Raw genomic sequence first — 25147 nt, 5'->3', positions numbered from 1 at the left:
CTTATTCCCTGATAATAGCCAGGGCCTTGTCCAGCAGCTCGTCCCTGTTTTCACGTATACCCTTCACCGTTGGCTCCATTACAATATCCGGCACAATCCCCACCCGTTGCGTTTCCCGTCCATCAGGATAGTACACGCCAATGCCGGTGATGAGCGTTTGCACGCCACCGGGAAGTGCGAAATAAGAAACATTTCCATCTGCACCGGCGGTAGTACTGCCCAGCACCACAGCACGCGGCGCCAGCCGGAGCGCCATGGTTACAAACTCGGCGTTGCTTTGCGTGGTGGCATCCACCAGGATAACTATCTTGCCTCTGTAATAATCTTTGTTCTTTGCGCCGGCCTTCATTTCACCTGTCACGCCAAACAACCCTGGCTGCTGTACACTGCCAACAGTAAACTTAGCAAAAGGTACAGGCGACGGCAGCACATACTTCACAAGTGAAGCCAGGAGGTTGTCTGCGGGATAAGAACGCATATCTATCACCATTCCTTTGGTGTTTTTAAAGGCTTCCCCTACCGAATCCATTTGTGTATTCTTAAAATAACCGGGATATACATATCCTACGTCTTCCCCGATCATCTTCCAGGAAACAGATGGGCGGTCGCCCGCTATGATGGCCTGTTTATAAGTAGTGGTAGCCAGCGTTACACTGCTGATCTTACCCTCTCTTTCGTATTCCAGCTGCAGGGTACTGTCCTGCGTTTGAAACAGGATCCGTTCAATCCTGTTCAGTTGCGTGGCATAGTTGGAAGCAGAAGCAAGCGGCAATAATCGTTGTACCATAGCCGTCACCGGCTCTTTATTAACAGCGGTAATCACATCACCAACCTGCAATCCGTATTTTTCATCACCCACTTTCACCAGCACCGCCTTGTTTTCCACAAACCGTGCCCGCAGTGGCAACGTTCTAAACCTGTCTGTATTGCGAATCACCACATTGGCGCCATATATACCTGCATGCGAATCGTGGATACCTGCAATCAGCCGCAGCAGCGCAGTTTGGTATGCCGCAGTATCTGCCGCGTTAATCATTGCCGGTATATACTCCGCCAGTTTATTATTCCAGCCTTCGGTGATCAGGTGCTTATAAGGAAAACAATACTGTATGATATTCCAGTAGCGGTATAATGCCAGCAGGCGGAAACCGGCGTCAGGATAGGCCATGGTGTTATAGGCCTGCTCATTTTTAAATGCCGGATTACCAGCAGGCTCCAGTCCGAGGTAATAACTGGCATCATCGCGGTTCATGGCGGCCACTGTCTTCAGGGCTGCCGATAATGCCGTACCTAATGTTTTCTCATCTGAAATCCAGTCGAGATCAGGGGTGAATTTAATCACCATTTTACCGGTGTGCATACGCCGGAACTCCTGCGGCGCCGTAAGCTGGTTGGTCCACCGAAGCAGGACCTCATTCCTGGCCGTTTCGCTGGTACTGCTCAATACCTCCGGTAAGATCCGGAATAATTCATAGTCCCAGTTGTACTCCCCGGCCATTATTGCAGGATGATAATATTTCAGGAAGCCCCAAACCTTTCCAAGTACTTCCAGGTGTGTTGCCTGCAGCGGGGTAAGACTGGAAATACTGATACCCGAGCCTTTGTCAAACGCATGATCACTGTCGGCTTTATACACGTGGAGCGGTGGTGCGTCCTTCAATGATTTGCCATCAATCAATACTTCCAGGTTATCCGCCCATACGTTACCATTGCTGTGATTAATGGCGCCGGCGTATACTGTGCCGCCACCGGACGGGAGGGAAAGGGTAATGTTGTATTGCTGCCAGCCGGTAGTTCCCTGCAGCCGCCGCTTCTGCATATTATCCATTTTGTATACGGCACCCGATTTATCGTCTACCCGCATAAACAGGCCGGCATAACCATCGGTAACTGCATCCAGCTTCAGGTAGCCTTTGAGCGAAATGGTTTTCCCGGCAAAAGTAACGGGTATACGTATCACGGTACAACCATAATCATTCATTCCTCTTTTTTCAAATGGTGTAATGCGCAATGCTCCATGTCCTTCGTAATAGGTGCTGTCGTCGACGGCCAGGCGGTATTTACCGCCCCAGTCGACCCACCCGTCAGGCAACGCGCCTCCCGGTTTTTTACTTTCGAAGCTTCCGTCAAAAGATGCAGGGTATTGTGCTACAGCGGGAAGCGATAAGGCACACGATAATACAAGGGCAGGAAAGCGCATAAGGAAAAGATGTTAGTTTCAAATCTTCCTTAAAATAACAGGTATTTTTGGAGACTAAAAGTTAAAGTGTGTACTTGATTATTTTAAGATTTTTGGCGTATTTTAACCTTCTTTCATTTACAACTTTTTATCCGACATTTGTTACCCAATTTTAAACGAATATGAAAGTTTGCATTGCTGAAAAACCAAGCGTGGCAAGGGATATTGCAGAAGTGATCGGTGCGAAACAACGCAAAGATGGCTACTATGAGGGCAATGGCTACCAGGTAACCTGGACTTTCGGACATTTCTGTACTCTAAAGGAGCCGCACGATTATTACGAACAATGGAAGTTCTGGCGACTGGAAGATCTGCCCATGATCCCTCCCAGCTTCGGTATCAAACTAATTGAAAATTCAGGTGTACAAAAACAGTTTAAAATTATAGAAAGCCTGGTGCAGGCCTGTGAAGAAGTGATAAATTGCGGGGATGCCGGGCAGGAAGGAGAACTAATCCAGCGCTGGGTGCTGCTGAAAGCGAAATGCGCCGCCCCCATTAAAAGGCTCTGGATTTCATCTCTGACAGTGGAGGCTATCCGCGATGGCTTTCAAAACCTGAAAGCATCCGAGCAATATAACAACCTGTACGCCGCAGGCAGCGCACGCGCTATCGGCGACTGGCTGCTGGGCATGAACGCCACCCGGCTGTTCACTAAAAAATTTGCACAGGGTAAGGTAGTACTGTCCATCGGAAGGGTGCAAACACCTACCCTGGCCATGATTGTGCAGCGGCAAAAGGAAATCAATGCCTTTGTGTCGGAAGACTACTGGGAACTGAAAACCATTTACCGGGAAACAGAATTCACCGCGGCCATCGACCGCCTGAAAACACCGGATAAAGCCGCCAAAGGGCTCGCCTATCTCAAAGAACACCCGTTTGAGGTGACTTCCTTCGAAAAGAAAGACGGAAAAGAAGGCAATCCGCGCCTGTTTGACCTCACCGCCCTGCAGGTGGAAGCCAATAAAAAATTCGGCTTCTCTGCAGATGATACGCTCAAATATATTCAGAACCTTTACGAGAAAAAGCTGACTACCTACCCCAGGGTGGATACCACTTATCTCTCGGAAGACCTGCATCCGAAAATTGCCGGTATCCTGCAGGATATGACGCCCTACAACGCGCTCACTGCACCACTGCTGGCTGCTCCTATCCCAAAGCTAAAGACTGTTTTCGACGATAAAAAAGTAACAGATCACCATGCCATCATACCGACCGGTCAGCATCCCGGTGGTCTTCCCCTGGAAGAAAAAAGGATCTACGATCTGGTAGCCCGCCGCTTTATTGCCGCTTTCTACCCGGAATGTAAGATCTCCAATACCACCGTACTCGGTAAAGTAGGACAGGTACCTTTCAAAGTAACCGGTAAACAGATTATAGAACCGGGATGGAAAGAAGTATATGCCAACGATGTAAAAGAGAAAAAGGAAGGGGAAGAAGAAGAGAAAATACTCCCTCACTTTGAAGTGGGTGAAAGCGGACCACATACCCCACGCATCCACCAGGGCAAAACCTCTCCGCCCAAAGCCTTTACAGAAGCGACCTTGCTGAGAGCAATGGAAACTGCCGGCAAGCAGGTAGATGATGAGGAAATGAGGGAACTGCTGAAAGACAATGGCATCGGCCGGCCTTCCACCCGCGCCAATATCATCGAAACCCTGTTCCGCAGAAAATATATCGAGAAGAAAAAGAAAAATATCTATGCCACCCAAACCGGCATGGATCTCATTGACACCATCCAAACAGAGCTGCTGAAAAGCGCCGAACTAACCGGTCAGTGGGAACGTAAACTACGCCTCATAGAAAAAGGCGAGTACGCGATGGACACCTTCAAAGATGAACTGATCCAGATGGTAGTTGACCTTACCAAAGAAGTAAAAACATCCAGCTACAAGTTCATCACCATTGCCCCTGATCCCCCGCCTGTACCGGAAGAAAAAGAGAAACCCAAAAAGGAACCTAAGCCCAAAAAGGCCGTAGTGATAGCGGAAATGCAATGCCCGAAATGCAAAACGCATCCGCTCAAAAAAGGCAACACCGCCTATGGCTGCGCCAATTTTAAAGAATGCGGCTTCAAACTTCCGTTCGAAATACTGGGCAAAAAATTAACCGACAAACACATTGCGGACCTGCTGACCAAAGGCAAAACCGCTAAAATAAAAGGGCTCCAGGTTCCTGGCAGCACGGAGGAGCGCGAAGGGAGGCTCGAGCTGGGGGCGGACTTTAATGTCACGTTGACTTAGTGCAGGGGACCGGCGCGTATTTTGTCTTTCTCGCTGATTACGCTGATTATACTGATTACCCGGATTTTTACTTTTGGATTTTATTTGATTAACATAATTAAGGGAGATAAAAGCGAATATCCGCTGCTATCTCCCTTAATCCTTTATAAAATCAAAAAAGTAAAAATCCGGGTAATCAGTATAATCAGCGTAATCAGCGAGAAAGACAAAATACGCTGTGATCCATCCTACACAATCGCCGTTCCCACTGTTACATCCTTCCACTGCTCCAGGTCAGCTTCCAACGTGGCTATTTTTTGATTCGCGAGATTGTAGGCGTCTTCTCCGAGGAAGAGATGCAGCGGTGCATTGTCTGCAGCGGCTACGTCGATAATGGCGGCTACTGCTTTTTCGGGATCACCTGGCTGGTTGCCGTTAATCTCCTCCTGATGCGCGTGCTGGGCAGCACGAACCGACTCGTATGCGGCCAGTTGGTTCACAGGCAGGCCCAGGGAGCCGGAAGAGAGGAAATCGGTTCTGAAATAACCAGGGGAAACGATGGTTACAGAGATGCCAAAAGGTTTCACTTCAACCGCCAACGATTCAGATAAACCGTTTACCGCGAACTTGGTAGCGCAATAGATACCGAAGCCGGGGAAGCTACCGGTAAGACCAGCGATAGAGGAAATGTTGATGATGTGTCCGGACTGCTGCGTTCTCATTTGCGGCAGGATACTGCGGGTTACATTCAGGAGGCCAAATACATTCACATCAAAATTGCTTCGTGATTCTGCATCCGACAGTTCTTCAATGCTGCCTAATTGTCCGTACCCGGCGTTGTTCACCAGTACGTCGATGCGACCGAAGCGGCTGATAGTTTCCTTTACTGCTGCCTGTATGCTATTTTCATTATTAAGGTCAACGGCCAGGGGCAGGAAATCCGCGTCCGTTGCAATTTTGCGCAGGTCGTCGATACTACGTGAGGTGGCGGCTACGTTATATCCTTTGTTTAATAATTGTTTTACGAGGGAGCGGCCTAATCCTTTGGAGGCGCCGGTTACAAACCATACTTTTTTGTTGTCCATGATCTTGTGTTTTTTGTTAACACAAAAGTAGAACAGGGAATGCTGCTGCGTGTTACGCTATTCAAACCAATAATTGCAAAAATCAAACAACGCGGAAAGCGCCGGGAGGGATACTGGTTTGTTTTTTGAAAAAGTTGCTGAAGTGAGCAGGTTCCTCAAATCCAAGGGCATAGCTGATTTCTGCCACATTCCAGTTAGTATGCTTTAATAAAGCCTTTGCTTCTGCCGTTACGCGCTCCGCAATGTGTGCCGTGGTGGTTTTTCCTGTGGTTTCGCGGATGGCCCGGTTCAGGTGATTCACGTGCACAGACAACTGCTTTGCGAAATCGTTGGCAGAACGCAATGCAAACCGCTGTGCCGGCGATTCAATGGGGAATTGCCGCTCCAGCAGGTCCGTAAATACCGCCGTGATACGCGACTTCGCATCTGCATGCTGGTACAGGGTTTCAGAGGGCTGCATCTTTAAGGCATAATGGATGATTTCTGTAAGGTAGCTACGCAGCAGGTCGTATTTATAAACGTAGTCCGTATTGATTTCTGTGAGCATCTTTTTAAAGAGCTGTGATACTTCTTTGTCCTGGGCCTTTGTCAGTATATAAGAAGGAATACCCCCCGGCATCATCATGGGCAGGTCGTGGATGTTGCCACGGGTGGCGCCTGTAAAAAAGGACTCCCGGAATATGCAGAAATAGCCGCTGATGTCGTTCGTCAGGGGCTCCCATCCGTAAGGAACCTGCGGGTTAAAGAAAATCAGGGTGCTGCCTTTTACTTCAATGGTTTTATCTGCATAGTGATAAAGGTTGGCTCCCCTTAGCAGGCTTACTTTGTAAAAGTCACGGCGACTGTATTTCACCGTTGAAGCGCCGTCTACAATGCAGTCCTCCAGCCGGAATACATTAAAGTGACCTATATCCTGCTGTAACTTATCAGGAACTGCCTGGAACTTATGTTCGTAAAACTCCTGGAGTGTTTCTGTTTTGTTCATTCAGCGAAGTTACAAAATTCACACTATGATTAGTAGTGATTATTATGATTTCCCGGGTAACCATAATAATCACATCTCTTTAACAGGCCAGTATTAAATCTTCCGGTTCGCGGAATTTCCGTTCACTGCTTTTAATAGGCACATCGTTGATGGCGGCCAGCCTGCGTTGCATGAATCCATCGGCATTAAACTCCCACAGTTCATTGCCGTACGACCGGAACCAGTTACCGGCATGATCATGCCATTCATACTCAAAGCATACGGCGATGTGGTTGTCGGTAAAGCTCCAGAGTTCTTTTTTCAGGCGGTAGTCCAGCTCCCGCTGCCATTTCTTTGTAAGAAAGGCCACTACTTCTTCCCGGCCGTTGATAAACTGGTCGCGGTTGCGCCATACGGTGTCGGGCGTATATACCAATGATACCTTTTGCGGATCACGGCTGTTCCAGGCGTCTTCTGCCATCTGCACTTTTTGCAGGGCGGTTTCATGCGTAAATGGAGGAAGGGGGAATTTCTGTTCCATGAGATAATTGTTTAAAAGTGATCAGTATAATATTACAGATAGATCGATCTGTCTATTTTAAAAGATTAAAAAAAAGATGCCGGGCATCTTTAAATTTATAGAGATGAAATATGCACCTGGTCCGCATTACAACAATCCCAATGCCATTTTTCTCGCTTCCTGCACCGGCCACTGGTTCCGGTAAAGCTGACTTTCCACGATCGCGGATTCAAACAACAGGTATACATGATCCTTTACCAATTGCTTCTCATTGGTGAGGATCTCACCTAAAAAAGCGCGCAGGTCTTTTTTATGATCCTGTATGACCGTCAACACCACTGTGTCCTTCTCCGTAGTTTCCGACAGGATATTCAAAAAGGCGCAGCCCCTGAAATGCTCCCTTTCATTATTATCAAACAGGAAGTCAAACGCTGCCGCAATTTTATCCTTCGGCTTGCCGGCCTCGTCTGTAAAGCTTTTCAGCCCGGCCATCCAGTCGATATGACGCTGATGTAAAAACGCCAGGAGCAAAGATTCCTTCGATTCATAATGCAGGTATAAACTGGCTCTCGCCACACCAGCTTCCTCAATCACCTGGTTAATGCCCGTGGCGTGATATCCCTGGTTATAGAAAAGTGCTGTGGCAGTATCCAGCAAACGCTGCTTTGGATCTCCTGTTTTCTTCTTCATGGAACAAAGATAGTACAAAATAGACAGATCGATCTATCTTTTTTCCATTTACATAAAACAATTAAAAAAAAGTACGGCTTACTTTATCTTGTTGGCAAAATAATCAAGCATTTAGCATGTATTCAACATTCCGGAAACTATTTCTGTATCTTTTAATTTTATGGTGTGCAGTATCAACGGTGTACGCCGGTGCAAAAGCCACTCCCTGTGAAGCTTCCCACCTGAAATGCGAACACCTGGTAATGCCGCTCGGTGTAGACGCTGCTCATCCGCGGCTGTCGTGGCAACTGGAAGATGCGCGCCCGGGCGCGCGCCAAACGGCCTACCAGATCCGCATATCCACCGATTCACTGACCCTGGACACCCACCCGTTGTGGACTTCCGGCAAAATTAACCGCGCAGATATACTTACCAGCTACTCCGGGAAACCACTGCAACCATTTACCCGCTACTACTGGAGCGTGGAAGTATGGGATAAAGACGGCGTAAAATCCACTCCACGCCGCTCCTGGTTTGAAACAGGCATGTTGCAGCAAAGCAACTGGAAAGGCGCCTGGATCAGCGACGGTGAGGACACCCGCCTGAAACCCGCCGCCAACTTCAGAAAAATTTTCACCGCTACGAAATCTATAAAGTCTGCCCGCGCCTATATCGCCGTAGCGGGCCTGTATGAACTGTATATCAACGGGGAAAAAGCAGGCGACCATCGCCTCGATCCCATGTACACCCGCTTCGACCGCCGCACGTTATACGTTACCTACGATGTTACCTCCCTGCTGCAATCCGGTAAAAACGCCATCGGCGTAATGCTTGGTAATGGCTGGTATAATCACCAGTCCACCGCCGTATGGAACTTTCATGAAGCGCCGTGGCGCGGCCGGCCGGCATTCTGCCTCGATCTGCGGGTAACCTATACCGATGGCACCGTGGAAACTGTTACCTCTGGGAAAGACTGGAAAACGGCATTGGGACCTATCGTATTTAACAGCATTTATACCGCAGAACATTATGACGCCCGCAAAGAACAACCAGGATGGAACACCGTTAATTTCGACGACAACAAATGGAAAGAGGTTATTTACCGTGCCGCGCCTTCCCAAAACATTGTATCGCAACAATTATATCCCATCGAAAATGTGGAGGAAATTCCTGCTACCGCCGTTACCCATCCCAACGACAGCACCTGGATATATGACCTGGGCAGAAATATTGCCGGCGTAAGTAAGATCCGCGTAAGCGGTGCAGCCGGTACTATCATTAAGCTGAAGCACGGCGAGCAACTGGATAAAAAAGGATTTGTAGACCTCTCCAATATTATAGTGCATTACCGCCCCACAGATGACACCGATCCTTTCCAGACAGATATTTTTATCCTCGGCGGCAAAGGAGAAGAAACCTTTATGCCCCGCTTCAACTATAAAGGCTTTCAATATGTGGAAGTGACCAGCAGTAAACCGGTACAGCTCAATAAGGAAAGTCTCACCGGCTATTTCATGCACAGCAATGTACCTCCGGCAGGCCACATTCATGGCTCCGATACCATGATCAATAAATTATTCACGGCCACCAATAATGCCTATCTCTCCAACCTGTTCGGTTATCCAACGGATTGCCCGCAGCGCGAAAAGAACGGCTGGACAGGAGATGCACAGATTGCCATTGAAACCGGGTTGTATAGTTACGATGGCATCACCATCTATGAAAAATGGCTGGCAGACCACCGCGACGAGCAGCAGCCCAACGGGGTGCTGCCCTCTATCATTCCCACCAGCGGCTGGGGATATGAATGGGGCAATGGCCCGGACTGGACCAGCACCATCGCCATCATTCCGTGGAACATCTACCTGTTTTACGGAGATACTACACTGCTCTCGGCCTCCTATGATAACATGCGCCGTTATGTGGACCGGATCACGGCGATCAGTCCGTCCGGACTAACCACCTGGGGCCTCGGCGACTGGGTGCCGGTAAAATCAAAATCACCCGTGGAATTCACATCCTCGGCTTACTACTATGCCGACGCGCTGATCCTGGCCAAAGCGGCGAAATTGTTTGGCAGAACATCAGACCATAGTAAATACAGCGCACTGGCAGAGAAGATCAAAACCGCTTTTAATGCCAAATACCTGAACCGTGAAACCGGTATCTATGGAGAAGGCGTACAAACAGAGCAAAGCGTTGCCCTGTACTGGGGATTAGTGCCCGATGCCATGAAAAGCAAGGTAGCCGCCAATCTCGCAAAGAGAGTAGCCGCAGATAACTTTCACCTCGACGTGGGTTTGCTGGGCACCAAAAGTATCCTGAATGCGCTGAGCGAAAACGGCTATGCAGATGTAGCCTGGAAACTGGCCGCGCAACGCACTTTTCCATCGTGGGGCTGGTGGATCATGAACGGCGCTACTACCCTCTTCGAAAACTGGGATATCAATGCCTCTTCAGATCTTTCGCGCAATCACATCATGTTTGGTGAAATAGGCGCCTGGCTGTACAAGGGACTCGCTGGTATTAAGCCGGATGAAAATGCGCCCGGGTTTAAAAACATCCTGTTATCTCCTAATTTCGTAGAAGGACTGGATCATTTTGAAGGAAGTCATGACAGCCCTTACGGAACCGTGGTTTCTTCCTGGAAAAGAAACGGTACGGTCATCACCTACCGTGTGACAGTGCCCGCAAATGCCGGTGCAGACATCTTTTTTCACATCTCACCCACACAAAAAATATATGAAAACGATAAACCGGTAATTACAGAAAACACTGGTAAAGGGTTACGTTATCATGTAACCGCAGGTACGAAAGAGTTTCAGATCAGGTAAGCAGGATCTTTCTGAATAATTTCTACTCCCTTCTTTCCCGCTATGATGGCAGCATGCGCCATATTATAGAAAAGCGATGTTTCGAGAATACCCGGAATGTCCTTTAAACGATAATTGAGGCTGTCTAATGGCGGGAAGGAACGGAACCAGATATCAACAAGCAGGTTGCCATTCTCGGTAATCACGGCTCCATCTTTTTTATTACTAAGCCGGATCACCGGGTTAGCCAGTGAAAATATTTTCTTCAGCTGCTTCAGCACAAAGGGAACTGCTTCCGGGATCACTTCTATCACTACGGGAAAAGTAGTGTACAACTGCGCTACATACTTGGAGCCATCGCCGATAAGGATGAATTTATCTGCCATTGCGGCCAGCAATTTTTCCCGTGTATGAATACCACCACCGCTCTTCAGGGCATTCAGCTGATGATCAAACTGATCGCATCCGTCAAAATAAATATCCAGCCGGGATACGTCTCCTGGTTGTTTAGTGTTGAATCCGTGTTCCTGCAGTAGTTGCTGTGTGTTAAAGGAAGAGGTAACCGTGGTAATGCTTTTAAATAACGTTTCCTCCGTTTTCAGGTAGTTCACCAGATGTGCAATGGTACTGCCTGCACCCAGCCCGATGGTATGGCCGGGTTTTATATAATCCAACGCTGCCTTTGCAGCCACTTGTTTCAGATCTTCCATATGGGTTGTTATGAAAGGTAAAGATGCGATTTTTTTGTCTTACTCAGGTTAGACTGAGTAAGACAAAACTCCGCCACTTTATACTGCTATATGATACTTCATTCCTTTCTTTGTAGCGAAGCGCAATACGCCGTCACTATACTGATGCGGTATCACTGCTCCGCTTCGATCCTTTACCACAGCGCTTTCCGGCAGCAACAGGCGGCACTCCGCACCGGTATTGGAGAGCAGGTTGAGTTCCTGCACTGTTTTATTTTTCCAGCTGAAATCCACTACAAAACCATTGATAGCGCAAAGTCCCTTTACCTGGCCGGCAGCAAATTCCTCCTTGTCCGGCAGGGCGGGTAGCAGGCGGATTACGTTATCGCCCCCATGGCTTTGCAGCAGCATTTCCGCGATACCGGCCACGGCGCCTAAGTTACCATCAATCTGGAACGGCGGATGTGAGCAGAACAGGTTGGCGTAAGTACCTGCCCCGGAGTGCATACTGATTTCGCTGGTAGCGGCGGCAGGCGCCAATAATTCCTGCAACATGGTATAGGCGTGATTACCGTTGCCTAAGCGGGCCCAGAAAGCAATTTTCCAGGCGCGCGACCAGCCGGTGCCACCATCGCCTCTTCTGAGCAGTGTTTTTTCTGCTGCCGCAGCTAATTCCGGTGTATCCCACGGTGTAATTTCGTCATACGGATACAAACCATATAATGGTGATACGTGCCGGTGATGCGGATCTGCTTCTTTATAATCTTCCAGCCATTCCTGCACACCGCCGGTACTGGGGCTCACCTGGTTTGGCGCCAGTTTGGCCAGTACTCCCTGCAGCGTATCTGCCCAGCCTTTATCCGTTTGCAGGATGCGGGCCGCTTCCTGGTTGGCTTTGAGTAAATCCCTTCCGATCTGCATATCCATGGTTGGTCCCATGCAGGTTTGTCCCTGCTGCCCGTTGGGCAGGATGTACGCATTTTCCGGCGAGTTGGATGGCGCAGTCACCAGCCACTGATGCGATGGTTCCGTGATCAGGATATCTTTATAAAAAACAGCGGCGCCTTTCAGTACCGGGTATATTTCTTTCAGGAACTTTTTATCGTTGGTATACTGGTAATGTTTCCAGAGATGGGTAGCTACCCAGGCGCCACCGGTTAACGTAGAACCCCAGTCGGCCCCTTCACCGGGAGAAGTAAAGCCCCATGGGTTGTTGATCACATGCGCCACCCAGCCATCTGCTTTATAGTAGGTGCGGGCGGTGCGCTGACCGTATTTCGCCATTTGCCTGGCCAGTGTAAACAGTGGCTGGTGGCAATCCGACAGGTTTGTTACTTCTGCTGGCCAATAGTTCATCTGTACATTAATGTTGAGATGATAATCGGCGTTCCATGGTGTCTGGTATTCTTCTGCCCAAAGCCCCTGTAAGTTGGCCGGCATGCCGCCATTGCGGGAGGAGCTGATCAGCAGGTACCGTCCGAAATTAAAATACAGGGAGGCCAGGGAAGCGTCCTTTTTACCATCGTGCAGGCGTTGCAGCCGGTCGATGGTAGCGAGGGTCTTCACCTCATCATTGCTGTTATCGGTAAAGGATATACGACAACGGTTAAAGAACGACGTATAGTCCTTTACGTGCGACTGTAATAACGCTTGCCAGGAAGATGTGGTGGCTTTGTTGATATCTGCCAGTGTTTTCGGCAGCGGGGCCGGACCTGGTGTTTCCACCTCCGGCCAGTTCATATTGGTACGGGCGGCTACCAGTAATAAACATTCAGTAGCGCCGGTAATGATGATCTGGTCATTGCTTTGTGTACGGGTACCGCCTTTGAGTATTACTTTCAGTACGGCTGCATACTGAACACCGGGGTCGTTGTTGCCGCCATTGAGCGTACCGCTCATTTCCAGGTTGCCGTTTACCACTTTCAGGGCGGCGCGTTCCTTCCGGTATAAGCCGGTACTGAAAGAAAGACTGCCAGGTTTGCTGGCGCTGAGGCGTACTACGGCCACCTGCCCTGGAGCTGATACCAGTACTTCTTCTTTAAAAGTAACCCCGTTCTTTTCCCAGCTTACGGCGCTGATGGCGCTATCCAGCCGTAGTTGCCGCTGGTAGTTGCTTACCGCCGACGTGGTATCTTTCCACTGGATAAAAAGGTCGCCCAGGGTTTGATAGCAACCAAACTTCACATTGGCGCCACCACTGCTTCCGGGGCCTTTGCACACAAAATATTGCTGCAGCATTTTCTGTGCTTCAATATTTTTCCCTTCCAGCAGTAATGTCCTTATCTGTGGCAGGTAATTGCCTGCTTCTTTGCTGTCGGCATCCTGCACACCGCCAGCCCACATCGATATTTCGTTTAATACAATCCGTTCCCTGTTGGTGTTGCCAAATACCATAGCTCCCATACGCCCGTTTCCCAACGGGGCAGATGCCGTGAAATGCCGGGCTGGTTCACTGAACCGTACCGTTACATCAGATTGCGCCGATAACGTAAGGGCGCCCAATAAAAATGCAGCTTGCAGCGTGGAATATATCTTGCAGTTCATATGCTTCAAGATATATAAAATAGTTATGCGGCGGAAGCGGGTGAGGGGTAATTGCTAATTACAAATTAAAAAATGCGAATTCTGTATTGGTGCCGCGAAGGTTGTCTTGGCTCAGGATTACGCTGATTATACTGATTACCTTGATTTTACTTTTTGGATTTTGTAAAGGATTTTGAGAGATATAAGCGGATATTTTCGCTTATATCTCCCTAAAATCATCTAAAATCCTTTTAAAATCAAAAAAGTAAAAATCAAGGTAATCAGTATAATCAGCGTAATCCTGAGCCAAGACAACCTTCGCATAATCGCTTTATTCCTTCCATGCACGCCCGCGCATTGTGGTAAGGACACTTCCATAGTCCGGCTTTGTCTTCCGGGATGATGCTGTAATCCGCGTACACGCCCCAGAACCATTCGCCGTTGGTTTTGTCGATGATGTGTTGCGTTATAAAGTTCCAGGTGTTTTGTGCGTGTTGCAGGTAACGGCCATGTGGTTGCAGTTGCCAGGCGTTGATAAAGCCCACCAGCGCTTCGGCTTGTGGCCACCAGTGTTTCTCTGTATTCATGTGGCGCCGGGAGGTTTCATATTCGTACCAGAGGCCACCATCCTTATCTATGCCGCCCTGCAGGGTGGCATTGGTGATCAACAGCGCCAGTTTGCGGTATTGTTCAGTGAGTGTGGGATCGCCGATTATTTCAGCGGCTTCCAGCAGGAGCCAGCTGGCTTCAATGTCATGTCCGTATGATACATGATTACCCTTTACCTGCCATTGTTCATCAAAAAACAAATGCAGATGCCCGCTTTTCTTATCGATGATCTTATCGTGAAATACCTGCAATAACCGTTGTATTTGTATACGTAGTTTCTCGTCCGGCCAAACGGTGTATAGATTTGCATACGCTTCCACTACATGCAGGTGGGTATTCATGGTTTTCTTTTCATTGGCATCTTTTGCACTGAGACGCAGATCCGCTATTTCCTGCCACTCCCGTGTGAATGCTTCAAAGTAACCGTCATGAACCGGATCATAACTGTGCTGTTCTATGTTGTTGTACAGGGAAATGGCGGTAGACAGCACCTCCGGGTGTGGCGCCGCTTTGTAGTATTCACTGTATGCGTAAAGGGCAAATGCAATGGCATATACCTGTTTCTTTGTTTCGGCCGGCTGGCCGGTATAGTCTACCGTCCAGTATACGCCCCCGTAAGCAGGATCAATAAAGTGTGTATTAAAATACCGGTATGCACGATCTGCTATTGCCAGGTAGGCCGGGTTGGGGGTAGTGTTGTAGGCGGCTGCAAATGTCCACAGGATGCGGGCATTTAATACCGCACCCTTTGCCGCTCCGGGTACGGGAACATTATCATTTCCCAGCTTGCCAAAGAAGCCGCCATATGTTTCGTCCGGCGTATATTTCATCCAGTAGTCCAGGATGGCGGTAAGTTCTTTTTCCAGTGATGTCTTTAATTCCTGTTGCATTATTTCCTTCTTTGTTCCAGTTCAGCAGAGATAGTAGCGATGCGCTCTTCAGAGAGCGGGTACATGGCGATAAATATGATAGACAATACCGACCCGATGGCCGGTAAAAAACTAAGCATTAACAGGATGCCGTTTTGTGCAGCATCGGCCTGTACTTCGTTGGCTTTAAAACCAAAGGCGCCCAGCAGCCAGCCGGTGAGCGCTCCGCCGATCGTCCAGCCAAACTTCTGCGACATCGACGAGGAAGAGAAGATCAGGCCAGTGGCACGGCGACCGTTTTTCCACTCGGAATAGTCCGCGATATCTGCGTACATCGACCATAACAATGGGAAAATAATACCTGCACAAATACTAATCAGGAACTGGAATATAAAGATCAGGGTGAGTTGTCCGCGGCCCAGCCAGTAAAACCCGATACTCAGGATAGAAGCTATCAGCATAGCGCCCAGGTAAGTATTCTTCTTACCTATTTTATTACCAATGGGAGAAGCCAGGATTACGCCTGCTATATTTGCCGCCTGGCCAAGTACCAGGTACAGCGTGGAATAGGTAATGCTGACACTGCCCAGTTTAAAGGCCTGCGCATTCTGTATATAATATTTGAAATAGTACAGGGTGGCGCCGTCGCGGATAGAGTTGAAGATCAGTGCGGCAATACCCGCTCCCAGCAATATCCACCAGGGCTTATTTTTCCAGAGATCCTTTACGTCTTCTTTCAGTGACGACTGCTCCTCTTTTATAGGCTGCACTCTTTCTTTTACCCAGGCAAAGCATAGCAGAAATAAGATCACACAAATTACGGCGATCACTGCTACGCCCAGCTGCCAGCCCATTTGCAGGCTATTTTCTCCTCCGGCTTTACTAAAAAAATTTACCAGCGGCTCTATCAACGCCAGCGCAATAAGACTGCCACCAAAAGCAAAGGCCATCCTGAAAGAGGCCAGCGTATTCCTTTCCTTTCCGTCGGCAGAGATCACGCCCAGTAACGATGCATAAGGCACGTTAATCAGGGAATAGATCATCATCATGGCGGAATAGGTAATGTAAGCGTATACCAGTTTTCCGGTGGCGCCGTAATCCGGCGTAGTGAAAGTAAGTACGCCTATAACGCCAAAAGGCACTCCCATATATAAAATGTAGGGTCTGAACTTCCCCCACCTGGAATGGGTTCTGTCAGACAAAGTACCTACTACCGGGTCAAAGAAAGTATCCCATATACGGGTAATCAGGAACATAGTGCCTACAGCAGCAGCAGCGATGCCCATCACATCTGTATAAAAAAACAACAGGTACATACCAAACAACTTCCAGAACATGGAAGAAGCCATATCTCCAAAGCCATACCCTATTTTTTCCTTTAAAGAAATTGTGTTGCCCATAGGTGGAATTCTGCTTAAAAATTACTTTATACAATCAGCAAATCTATCTCTATAAAAGATCATTTTTGTAATACTTATTTATCTATTCAGGGTGCTTTGTTATCCATTGAGGAGATTAGTCTTCCGCAGGAGTAATTTCAAACCTGCCGGCGTAATGCAATGGTTCCACGGGTCTGCCGGTAAGAGCGCCCCAGGCATAGGTAAAGCAGGCGCCGAAATAAAAGATCAGGGAAGAATAAAACATAAACAACAGCACCAGCACAGTAGACGCAGAAGCCCCATAAATGCTGTTAATACTGCTGTAGGTGAGCATTACTTTCAACACCATTTTCCCGATGTTAAACAGGATGCTGGTTACCAGTGCGCCGGTAATCCCTACCCTCCATCGCGGGCGGCCGTCCGGCAGGAAATGGAACACCAGGAAAAACCAGATGGTAACAATGATCACAGAAATAACATAGTTGAGCGTGCTGTTATAATAACTGCCCAGGGCAGGCAGATACAGGTCTATATACTTTCCAAGAAAGATGCGCGCAGTTTCTGCCACCAGGTCGATGATAAACAAAACTCCTGCGAAAACGATCACCAATACTGCTTTCAGCCGGGATACCATAATTTCTCCAAAACTGCTTTTATGGATCAATCTTATTTTCCACAGTTCATTCAGCGAGCCTTTAATAATTTTGAAGAGCGTAGTGGCCACAAACAACAGGAAAATAAAGCCGGCGATGGCGATGATCCAGTTCTGCGCAATGCTCCGGAAGGCTCTCAGTGTTCCCAGGATGGCTTCGGTTGTTTCCTTTCCAAACATTCCTTCCAGCTGGATCATAAGACGCTGACCGGCATGTTGTATCCGGAAAATAATACGTAACAACTGGATAATAATGATCAGGATAGCTGGTAAGGCAAAAGTGGTGAAAAAGGCAGTGGCGCCCGCCATCCGCAGCGGATCGCTGGCCTGCAGTGCCTTGTATGCTTCTTTGAAGGAAAGCAGGAAAAGCTGCCAGCGCGGCAATTGTTTTTCTGTTGTAACAGTGTCCATACCTGCGCCCAATTTACCGATAAATTTGCTTTGCCGGTTAAATGGTTGCAGGAAATTAAAACCGGCGATATTGCTATTTCTTCACCATCTGCGCAATACCGCGGCCGAAAGACCAATCCGCCAGGTCATTTTCCACGAAGATGATGATAACGTCATCTGCACTCACTGGTGTAGCGGCTGCTATACGGCTGGCTATCTTTTCATACAGCGCCTGTTTCATATCCGGTGTTCTGCCGGCCCTGGCGGTGATACGGATAAAGAGCAGGTTTTCGGTGTGCGGTACCTCAAAGTAGCTTTCCGGGTAAAGAATATCGCCGGGTTCCATGGCATGGATCACTTGGAAATAATCCGTTACAGGAATACTGAAGATATCCACGAGACTCTGATGAACAGCGAGGGAAATGTCTTTTTTATTTTGTTGGGAAAGATGTTTTCCCAGGTAGATCTGTACAAAAGGCATGGCTTATTTATTTATGATGATAGTAGGCTGCTCCGACGCCAAAGTGGCCTGGTCCATCTTTACTGTTTCTACAGTCAGGCCAGTCAGGTCCTGCTGCAACAATGTTTTCCGGGCAGTTGGCATTTGTGCGGCCGCTGCCCCGGTAGTTAGCATGCTCATGATCAGTAATATGTTTTTCATGAATCAAATTTACTATGGTTTCATACATTTGCAATATTGAAACATTTAACATTATACTTTAATAAAACTAAACTATGATAACAGACCTCCTGGAGATGGACCCTCCGTACTTTTGTGCTGGCAGTGGATCTGGATAGTTTTGCGCGGGCGGCCGACCAGGTAGCGAGGTCGCAATCGGCTGTAAGTTTGCAGATGCAGCGGCTGGAGGAAATTACCGGCCAACAGTTATTTATCAGGCAGGGACGAGGCTGGCAGCTCACTCCTGCCGGCGAAATATTGCTGGGATATGCCCGGCAACTGCTGGATGTTAACCAGCAGGCGATCAATGCCCTAACGGCCACGCATATAGCAGGGAAGGTAAAACTGGGATTGCCGGCAGACTTTGCGGAAAGTGGTCTTCCGGTGGTGCTGGCACGGTTTGCCGCTGTACATCCGCACATGGAAGTGGAGGTGACGATCGACCGGCAGGCGGTGCTGCAACAGCAGCTGCAACGCGGTAAACTGGATGTGGTACTTTCCTTTGGAAAAGATATACCAGATGATGCCATCCTGATAGGGCATGTACCTATACGATGGATTGGTAACACGCAAAAGCACATCGCGCAGCTGCGGCCGTTGCCGCTGCTGCTGTTTGAAGCGCCATGCCTGTTCCGCAGTGCGGGGCTGGCAGCGCTGGAAAAAGCTAAACGTACATGGCGGCCGGCGCTCACCAGCAGCAGCGTAGCAGGGATGTGGGCTGCAGCCCAGGCCGGATTGGGTATCACCATCCGCACAGAAATGGGACTGCCTGCAGGCTGTGTAGCACTCACAAAGACCAGTGGTTTGCCAGCACTACCTGATGTTGCCGTGTTTATGCTCATCCGTAAAAAAACGCCCTCCCCAGCTGTAAAACGGCTTACCGATATCCTCTTTGAAACCATCACTGCACAGGTGAATGAGCTTCGGAAACGAGCGAAGAAAAAATAAAAAGCCCTCCGGAAAACCGGAGGGCATGTGAATGTTTGTTCATCATTCTCTACAGTGCAATCTCCTGTACGGGGGAGAAAAGCATATCTTCTACGCCTGCTATCTTTAAACCAATCCGCGCAAATACGGAAGGCTGTGCCGGCACCACGTCCGGTATATCCAGCTGCAGACTGATATTCGCAGGATTAACGATATCGCCACCGGCCATATCGGCTGTTTGAATGCTATTGCGACCATCCACAAACTGCGTTTTACACACATACAGGAATACCCGCTCAATATCCCGCGCATTAACATCCTTAATGATCTTTTCCGCACTAAAGGTAGCCGTGAGCTTTTTCGCCACTGCTGTAAATTTCGGAGAGCGGATCATGTAATACGGCATTACCTCGATATCCTGTTGCAGGCTGCCGGAGATCGTCAACGGAATGGTGTCTGTATTGGTTGTTTTGTCCGGAATGGACCTGAAAGGGCCCTGTGACGCGGGAATCACCAGCTTATAGGCAGCATTGAACAACAGTGCGGAAAATGAACCATCCTGGCTTACATTAACGTTGATGGGTATACTTTTTCCCCAACCAGGTTCCCAGAGTTCAAAATATACATCGTTGTAACTAACATTTACCGGCTCTCCCTGGTATACCAGTCTTCCATTAAAAGTACTGGAGGGCGCCTTGTAGTTATCTTTCTTACAGGAGGCAGAAAATATACCTAATGCAATGAGTATGATATACTGAATTTTAGTTCTCATAATAATTCGCTTTACTGGTTAGGATTCTTTACTATTTTAGGATTATTATTCCGGATATCGTCATCGATATACCCATAATAATTTCCCATCCGGAACAGATGCGCGGAAGTAACCGCTCCCGGCAATACCTGTTTAAATATATACTTACCATTATTGGCGCTTCCCGGATCGTATACCTTGTAAGGCCACAGGGCAAATACCCGGTTACTTACCGCAGTTGCAGTGCCAGGTGTAGTAGTCAATGGTGTTTTCACACCATTCCATACCTTATGTGCCAGGCGCCAGCGTTTCATATCCCAGAATTCGTGGCCTTCAAATGCCAGTTCCACTTTCCTTTCATGCACAATCCGGTCGAAGGTGATTTGCCCAGCCGTCAGCGGGGTTTTGAACCCAGCCCTTTCACGTACTTCGTTGATATAACCGGCTGCCACACCTGCCTGCCCCAGTTCAAACGCTGCTTCCGCAGCATTGAGCAACACTTCTGCATAACGGTAACGGATCCACCATACTTCGCTTTGAGTGCCTATACGACCCGATCCGACGGTGGGATCCATATACTTGCGGATAATAAAACCGGATTGGGCGCTGAACTCCAGGTTATTTACCGGCCCGTCAAATCCAACTACCTGCACATCCGGTCCATTCGGCTCCAGCTTGGCTTTTGCCCCGAAGTTGTCACCCGTAACAATGCTGCCATCCTTCTTAATATAACCGGCCCATATATCTACTTTCTTGTCCTTAAATTCAGATCCGGGTAACATAACAGTAGCGGCTAAACGAGGGTCTCTGTTGGCAAACAAATCCATCGGATCACTATAGTACATATAACCGCCACCTGCCGCATTGATGGGAAGCGGGGCAAAAGTATTATCCAGTAACTCGAACGACTGTACGAGATTCAGCGACGGGTTTAAACGGCCGCCCTGCTGCTCTTCTGCATTGGAACGTGGCTGGCTCCACAAGGTCCAGGGTTGCACACGTCCGCTCTGCAATTTGTAATCCTTTGCAAAAATCACTTCCGGATTGGAACCTTTGTCGATAAACAGACTGACAAAATTCTGCGTGATGTTATCCGAATTCTTTTTGTACAAAGAATAACTGCCGGTGGCAATCAGTTCCTGTGCTGCCTGCAGGGCAGTAGTATAATAAGCATTTGCTTTTGAAACGGGGATACCTACTTCTCCACCGGGCAATGACACCTGCGGTGTTTCTGCGCCGTGTTTTGCGATAGAACCGGCATACAATGCCGCCCTGACTTTGGTAGCCAGAGCCAGCCCTACAGTTACACGGGTTTTACTCACGGGGCTTGCAGGCACATATTTCTTTACTGTATCCATTTCGCTGATCACAAAATCATAGATCTCTGATTCTTTCGCACGCGGATGTTGCAGATAAGCAGGATCGTTTTTGTAGTCATACTCCATTGCCTGCAATATCAACGGCACACCGCCCACCCTTTTTACTTCTTCAAAATATACCACCGCTCTCAGGTAACGGGCTTCGGCAACAAACCTGTCTTTTACCTCCTGTTTCAGTTTTGTGGAGGCTCCACACTTTTCGATGAATATATTCAACTCCCTGATATACGCATAATCCCAATAGGTCACTTCGCGTCCACCTTTTACAATCATACCGGGAAATACATAAGGATAGTCGCTGGCGCTATGCCGCCAGTACTGGCCGCTTTCAGATGCGAAGGCCTCATCAAAGCGGGCAAACTCGCCCCAGTTATCTATGGTTTGTACCACCATTGAAGGTATCGGCGAATTCTCAACATCCGTTTGCCTGTCCGGGTAACGGTCGTACAGATCGGCGAGTACAGAAAGGATGAGCCCTTCATCATTCCATAACTGCTCATTCTGCAGGATGTTGGACGGTGGCACGTCCAGGAAGTCTTTGTCCCTGTTGCAACCCGTATTCAAAGCGAGTACACAAAGACCTATATATAACAAACTTTTTTTCATAACGAATCTTATTAATTACTTAGAAAGTAAAGTTCAAACCAATGTTTACCAGCTTATTCTGCGGATATTGCAACCCGTTCTCGTCTGCTATTTCCGGTTCTATTCCAAGGTCTTTTACGTTATCGAAGGAGAATAGGTTGTAGGTATTTACGTATACCCTTACCTTCTTAAACCTAATTCTGTCCAGTATTTGCTGAGGAATAGAATAGCCAATTTCCATTGTTCTCAAGCGCAGGTAACGTACATTATGCAACCAGAAAGTAGATGCCTTGTTATAGTTACTATGACCGCCCTTGTTGAATCGCAGTGGTGGGTTTTTACCGGGAATCCATTTGCTGTTCAGGTCAAAAGGATCTTCACGGTGCCAGCGATCGTCGTAGAATTGTTTAAGCAGGTTGCCGCCATTCTGATAGGGCCATCTCATTTCCCAGTTCTGATTGTAGGAATACATGGAACCACCGGAGAAGTCGGCTGCAAAATCAAAACCATTCCATCTTACGCCGAAGTTTAAACCAAAGTTAACGGTAGGGTTACCTGTTGTTTGATAGCCAATAGGCCTTTCATCCAGGTTATTGATCACGTTATCACCGTTCATGTCTTTATAGATGATATCTCCCGGTAACAAAGTTTTGTTGCCTTGTCCGTCCACATTCACAGGGTATTTATTGATTTCATCCTGCGACTGGAATTGGCCGATGGCTTCATATCCCCAGTAGATCCCATTCCAGCGGTCTTCAATGGAATTCCGGTAATGATCCCAGGAGTTGCCCCATATCGGCTTATAGGTTTCGAGCAGCCTGCTTCTGGAATAAGATACGTTACCGCCAATCATAAAGCTCACTTTACCTGCCTGGCCGTTATAGGCAGCAGAGAATTCGCCGCCCCGCTGTGAATCGCTGTTCACGTTTTCATCCGGCAGGTTGTAGCCAATTTCACTTGGCACCAGTACATCGTACTTGCGGCCACGTAACCCGGAACGTTTACGGTTGAAGAAATCGAGCGAGCCGGATATTTTTCCATTCCACAACTGGTAATCCAGCCCTACGTCAGCAATTTTACTGGTAAACCAGGAGAGACGGTCGTTTGGAACACCTTTATCGCGGGAGCCCCTGATAATGGTGCCATCCAGGATTACAGTAGACGTGCCGTACGTATAGCCGGGCAGGTAGTCGTAGGCACCGATACCAATATCATCGTCACCCAGTTCTCCATAGGAAGCCCTTAATTTCAATTCTGTGAGAATAGAATTCCCTCCCAGCAGGTTTTTAACAAAAGGTTCCTCTGTTAACCTCCATCCTCCGGAGATAGATGGAAAGAAGCCCCATCTTTTATCTGGTGTAAACTTCCAGGAGCCATCGTAACGGCCGGCTACTTCCAGGAAATATTTGTCACTGAAACTATAGTTTAAACGACCTATATAACCCACACGGGCTTCTGTCCAGTCGTTGTCATTGTAAGTATCCATATCGGAAAACTGGATCAGTGGCAGCAGGTTGCTTTTAGGCACTGCATGCACCCACACATCCAGCTCCCGGCGTTTGATGCGCTCAGACACCAATGTAGCGCCGATGGTATGTTTACCAAAAGTGTTGTTATAGTTGATCTGGCCCTGCAATACGTTTTCCAGCACTTTATGCGTGCCGCGTTCCCTCCAGGGATTGGAGCTTCCGCCGGTACGCAGGTAAGTATCCGTAGCCTCCTGGTAGGTGTAGGTATCGTACGTATATTCGTGACCGTTCATCAGCTTGTCAGCGAAATAGTAGGAATACATTCCTTTCAGTGTGAGCCCTTTGATAGGTGTTTCGTAAGTAGCGTTGAAGTTGGTTTGCAGCACGCGCCAGTCTTCCGTCCAATAGCCGGAGATGGCTTTTGACTGTACCGCCCAGTTCTCCGTGTTGTGGCCGATATCATTCGGGTACAACGGGTTATCATTGGCGTATGCTCTTTCTGTAGGCCTGTTGCGGAACAGTGCGAAGCGGGGCGCCCAATAGTCGTCGCCGCCGGGAACGCCGGGGTTATCGCGTTGCTCAATACGACCGTTGATCTGTACGCCTACTTTTACACGCTTCGCCACTTTGGCATCCACGTTACTCTGGATATTGGTACGGTTAAAATCAAATTCTCTTCCCAGCACCGATTTTTGATCCAGGCGTGTGAGGGAAAGATAGTAGTTGATATTTTCAGAACCGCCCGTAGCATTCACATTAATAGAATTCTGCGGGGCATTTTTCTTGATAATAAAATCGTACCAGTCGAAACTCCTGTATCCCTTTTCTGTTCCCGCTTTCCACTTCTCCAGTTCCTCTCTTGTGATATCTGTATGCGGGTTTTCGTCATTCATTTCGGCATCGGCTTTACCGAGCATCCACTCATAGGCATTTACCGTTTTGGGGAATCTCGACCAGTTCTGCCATCCCGTATAGGCATCTACGTTAATGGTATTTCCCGCGCCCATTTTACCTCTTTTGGTGGTTACCACTACCACCCCATTTGCGGCCCTTACGCCATAAATAGCGGCGGAAGCATCTTTGAGTACAGTGATGCTTTCAATGTCGTTGGGGGAAATGTTGTTGAACTGGCCGGCATCTTTCTGAATACCGTCAATTACATACAGGGCATTTCCGAAATTACGGATCTGGATGTTGGCGCCTGCGCCGGGTCTGCCGTCGGGCATACGGAAAGACACGCCCGGTATTTTACCCGCCAGCGTGGCGCTCACGGTAGAAGCGTGTACCCTTTCCAGGTCTTTGCTGGTTACGCCGGAGATAGCGCCTGTCAGGGATTCCTTTTTTTGTGTACCATACCCTACCACTACCACTTCTCCCAATCCTTTGCTATCCGTTTCCAGTTGTACGTTTACTACTTTTTTGCCCGATAATGGTACTTCCTGTTTCAGAAATCCCACATAGGAAAATACCAGTACGGCGTTGTTTTCCGGAACAGAGAGCGAGTAATTTCCGCCGCCATCTGTGGCGGTTCCTTTATTGGTGCCTTTTATATTCACTGTTACTCCTACCAGTGGTATTCCTTTATCGTCTGTTACCTTACCGGTAATCACCATGTCTGCAGGCGCAGCATGGGCCATCAGGCCCAAGGAAAGCAACAATACCGTGAATAGCCGGCAATAGCCGCCCGGTATCACCTTCCGGATTAAATTGCGGAAACGTAATCGTTTTTTCATAACA

At 48.3% G+C, this 25147-nt stretch carries 18 protein-coding genes; 3 read left to right on the top strand and 15 right to left on the bottom strand.

The annotated features are described in order from the left end of the window. Position 1 precedes the first annotated feature (1 nt). Entirely contained in the window at positions 2 to 2200 is a 2199-nt protein-coding gene (locus QFZ48_RS18395; protein ID WP_429063180.1) for a S41 family peptidase, read from the bottom strand. 161 nt (positions 2201 to 2361) lie between these two features. Between QFZ48_RS18395 and QFZ48_RS18390 the strand changes: the two genes are divergently transcribed. Then, complete coding sequence (locus tag QFZ48_RS18390; protein WP_429050619.1) at positions 2362 to 4479, top strand: DNA topoisomerase 3; 2118 nt, start codon at positions 2362 to 2364, stop codon at positions 4477 to 4479. A gap of 227 nt (positions 4480 to 4706) precedes the next feature. On the opposite strand, the gene QFZ48_RS18385 is transcribed toward QFZ48_RS18390, so the two are convergent. The 4 genes from QFZ48_RS18385 to QFZ48_RS18370 form a co-directional block, all read right to left on the bottom strand. Beyond that, positions 4707 to 5543, bottom strand: coding sequence for an oxidoreductase (locus tag QFZ48_RS18385; protein ID WP_429063179.1), 837 nt, complete (start codon positions 5541 to 5543; stop codon positions 4707 to 4709). Between the two features lie 82 nt (positions 5544 to 5625). Next, on the bottom strand, positions 5626 to 6528 hold the full coding sequence (locus QFZ48_RS18380) for a helix-turn-helix domain-containing protein (protein WP_429050621.1): 903 nt from the start codon (positions 6526 to 6528) through the stop codon (positions 5626 to 5628). A 79-nt stretch (positions 6529 to 6607) separates the two neighbouring features. Beyond that, positions 6608 to 7048: a DUF1348 family protein gene (locus QFZ48_RS18375; protein WP_370908195.1), complete on the bottom strand. Its 441-nt coding sequence runs from the start codon at positions 7046 to 7048 to the stop codon at positions 6608 to 6610. 126 nt (positions 7049 to 7174) lie between these two features. Further along, positions 7175 to 7717: a TetR/AcrR family transcriptional regulator gene (locus QFZ48_RS18370; protein WP_429050622.1), complete on the bottom strand. Its 543-nt coding sequence runs from the start codon at positions 7715 to 7717 to the stop codon at positions 7175 to 7177. Between the two features lie 116 nt (positions 7718 to 7833). Here QFZ48_RS18370 and QFZ48_RS18365 point away from each other — a divergent pair, with 116 nt between their 5' ends. Next, positions 7834 to 10530 carry a family 78 glycoside hydrolase catalytic domain gene (locus tag QFZ48_RS18365; RefSeq protein WP_429063178.1) on the top strand — a complete coding sequence of 899 codons (2697 nt, stop codon included), beginning with the start codon at positions 7834 to 7836 and terminating at the stop codon, positions 10528 to 10530. Here the strand turns inward: QFZ48_RS18365 and rpiA are convergent. The 7 genes from rpiA to QFZ48_RS18330 all read right to left on the bottom strand — a co-directional run bounded on the left by rpiA (position 10518) and on the right by QFZ48_RS18330 (position 18281). Further along, entirely contained in the window at positions 10518 to 11219 is a 702-nt protein-coding gene (gene rpiA, locus QFZ48_RS18360; RefSeq protein ID WP_429050624.1) for a ribose 5-phosphate isomerase A, read from the bottom strand. The genes QFZ48_RS18365 and rpiA overlap by 13 nt on opposite strands. A 78-nt stretch (positions 11220 to 11297) precedes the next feature. Next, on the bottom strand, positions 11298 to 13742 hold the full coding sequence (locus QFZ48_RS18355) for a glycosyl hydrolase family 95 catalytic domain-containing protein (protein ID WP_429063177.1): 2445 nt from the start codon (positions 13740 to 13742) through the stop codon (positions 11298 to 11300). A 269-nt stretch (positions 13743 to 14011) separates the two neighbouring features. Further along, positions 14012 to 15220 (bottom strand): AGE family epimerase/isomerase, encoded by a 1209-nt coding sequence (locus QFZ48_RS18350; protein WP_429063176.1) that lies wholly within the window; start codon positions 15218 to 15220, stop codon positions 14012 to 14014. Continuing rightward, on the bottom strand, positions 15220 to 16599 hold the full coding sequence (locus QFZ48_RS18345) for an MFS transporter (protein ID WP_429063175.1): 1380 nt from the start codon (positions 16597 to 16599) through the stop codon (positions 15220 to 15222). The genes QFZ48_RS18350 and QFZ48_RS18345 overlap by 1 nt, the downstream gene beginning before the upstream one ends. Before the next feature lie 115 nt (positions 16600 to 16714). Further along, positions 16715 to 17641 carry a YihY/virulence factor BrkB family protein gene (locus QFZ48_RS18340; RefSeq protein WP_429050628.1) on the bottom strand — a complete coding sequence of 309 codons (927 nt, stop codon included), beginning with the start codon at positions 17639 to 17641 and terminating at the stop codon, positions 16715 to 16717. 73 nt (positions 17642 to 17714) lie between these two features. Then, on the bottom strand, positions 17715 to 18101 hold the full coding sequence (locus tag QFZ48_RS18335; protein WP_429050629.1) for a tautomerase family protein: 387 nt from the start codon (positions 18099 to 18101) through the stop codon (positions 17715 to 17717). A gap of 3 nt (positions 18102 to 18104) precedes the next feature. After that, positions 18105 to 18281, bottom strand: a complete 177-nt coding sequence (locus QFZ48_RS18330) for a hypothetical protein (protein ID WP_429050630.1) — start codon at positions 18279 to 18281, stop codon at positions 18105 to 18107. A gap of 114 nt (positions 18282 to 18395) precedes the next feature. Here QFZ48_RS18330 and QFZ48_RS18325 point away from each other — a divergent pair, with 114 nt between their 5' ends. After that, complete coding sequence (locus QFZ48_RS18325) at positions 18396 to 19247, top strand: LysR substrate-binding domain-containing protein (RefSeq protein WP_429063174.1); 852 nt, start codon at positions 18396 to 18398, stop codon at positions 19245 to 19247. A 49-nt stretch (positions 19248 to 19296) separates the two neighbouring features. Here QFZ48_RS18325 and QFZ48_RS18320 read toward each other — a convergent pair whose 3' ends face one another. Genes QFZ48_RS18320 through QFZ48_RS18310 form a run of 3 tightly spaced genes read right to left on the bottom strand, consistent with a single transcriptional unit; the run spans position 19297 to position 25143 of the window. Next, the gene (locus QFZ48_RS18320) at positions 19297 to 19998 is read right to left on the bottom strand and encodes a DUF3823 domain-containing protein (protein WP_429050632.1); all 702 of its coding nucleotides are present in this window, start codon (positions 19996 to 19998) and stop codon (positions 19297 to 19299) included. A gap of 11 nt (positions 19999 to 20009) precedes the next feature. Then, positions 20010 to 21962, bottom strand: a complete 1953-nt coding sequence (locus tag QFZ48_RS18315) for a RagB/SusD family nutrient uptake outer membrane protein (protein ID WP_429063173.1) — start codon at positions 21960 to 21962, stop codon at positions 20010 to 20012. Positions 21963 to 21981: 19 nt separating this feature from the next. Then, on the bottom strand, positions 21982 to 25143 hold the full coding sequence (locus QFZ48_RS18310) for a SusC/RagA family TonB-linked outer membrane protein (RefSeq protein ID WP_429063172.1): 3162 nt from the start codon (positions 25141 to 25143) through the stop codon (positions 21982 to 21984). Positions 25144 to 25147 lie beyond the last annotated feature (4 nt).

The organism is Chitinophaga sp. W2I13 (assembly GCF_050434005.1).
Taxonomy (GTDB): domain Bacteria; phylum Bacteroidota; class Bacteroidia; order Chitinophagales; family Chitinophagaceae; genus Chitinophaga.
Note: the sequence above shows the minus strand (reverse complement) of the source record. Positions and strands in the feature narration are given on the sequence as shown.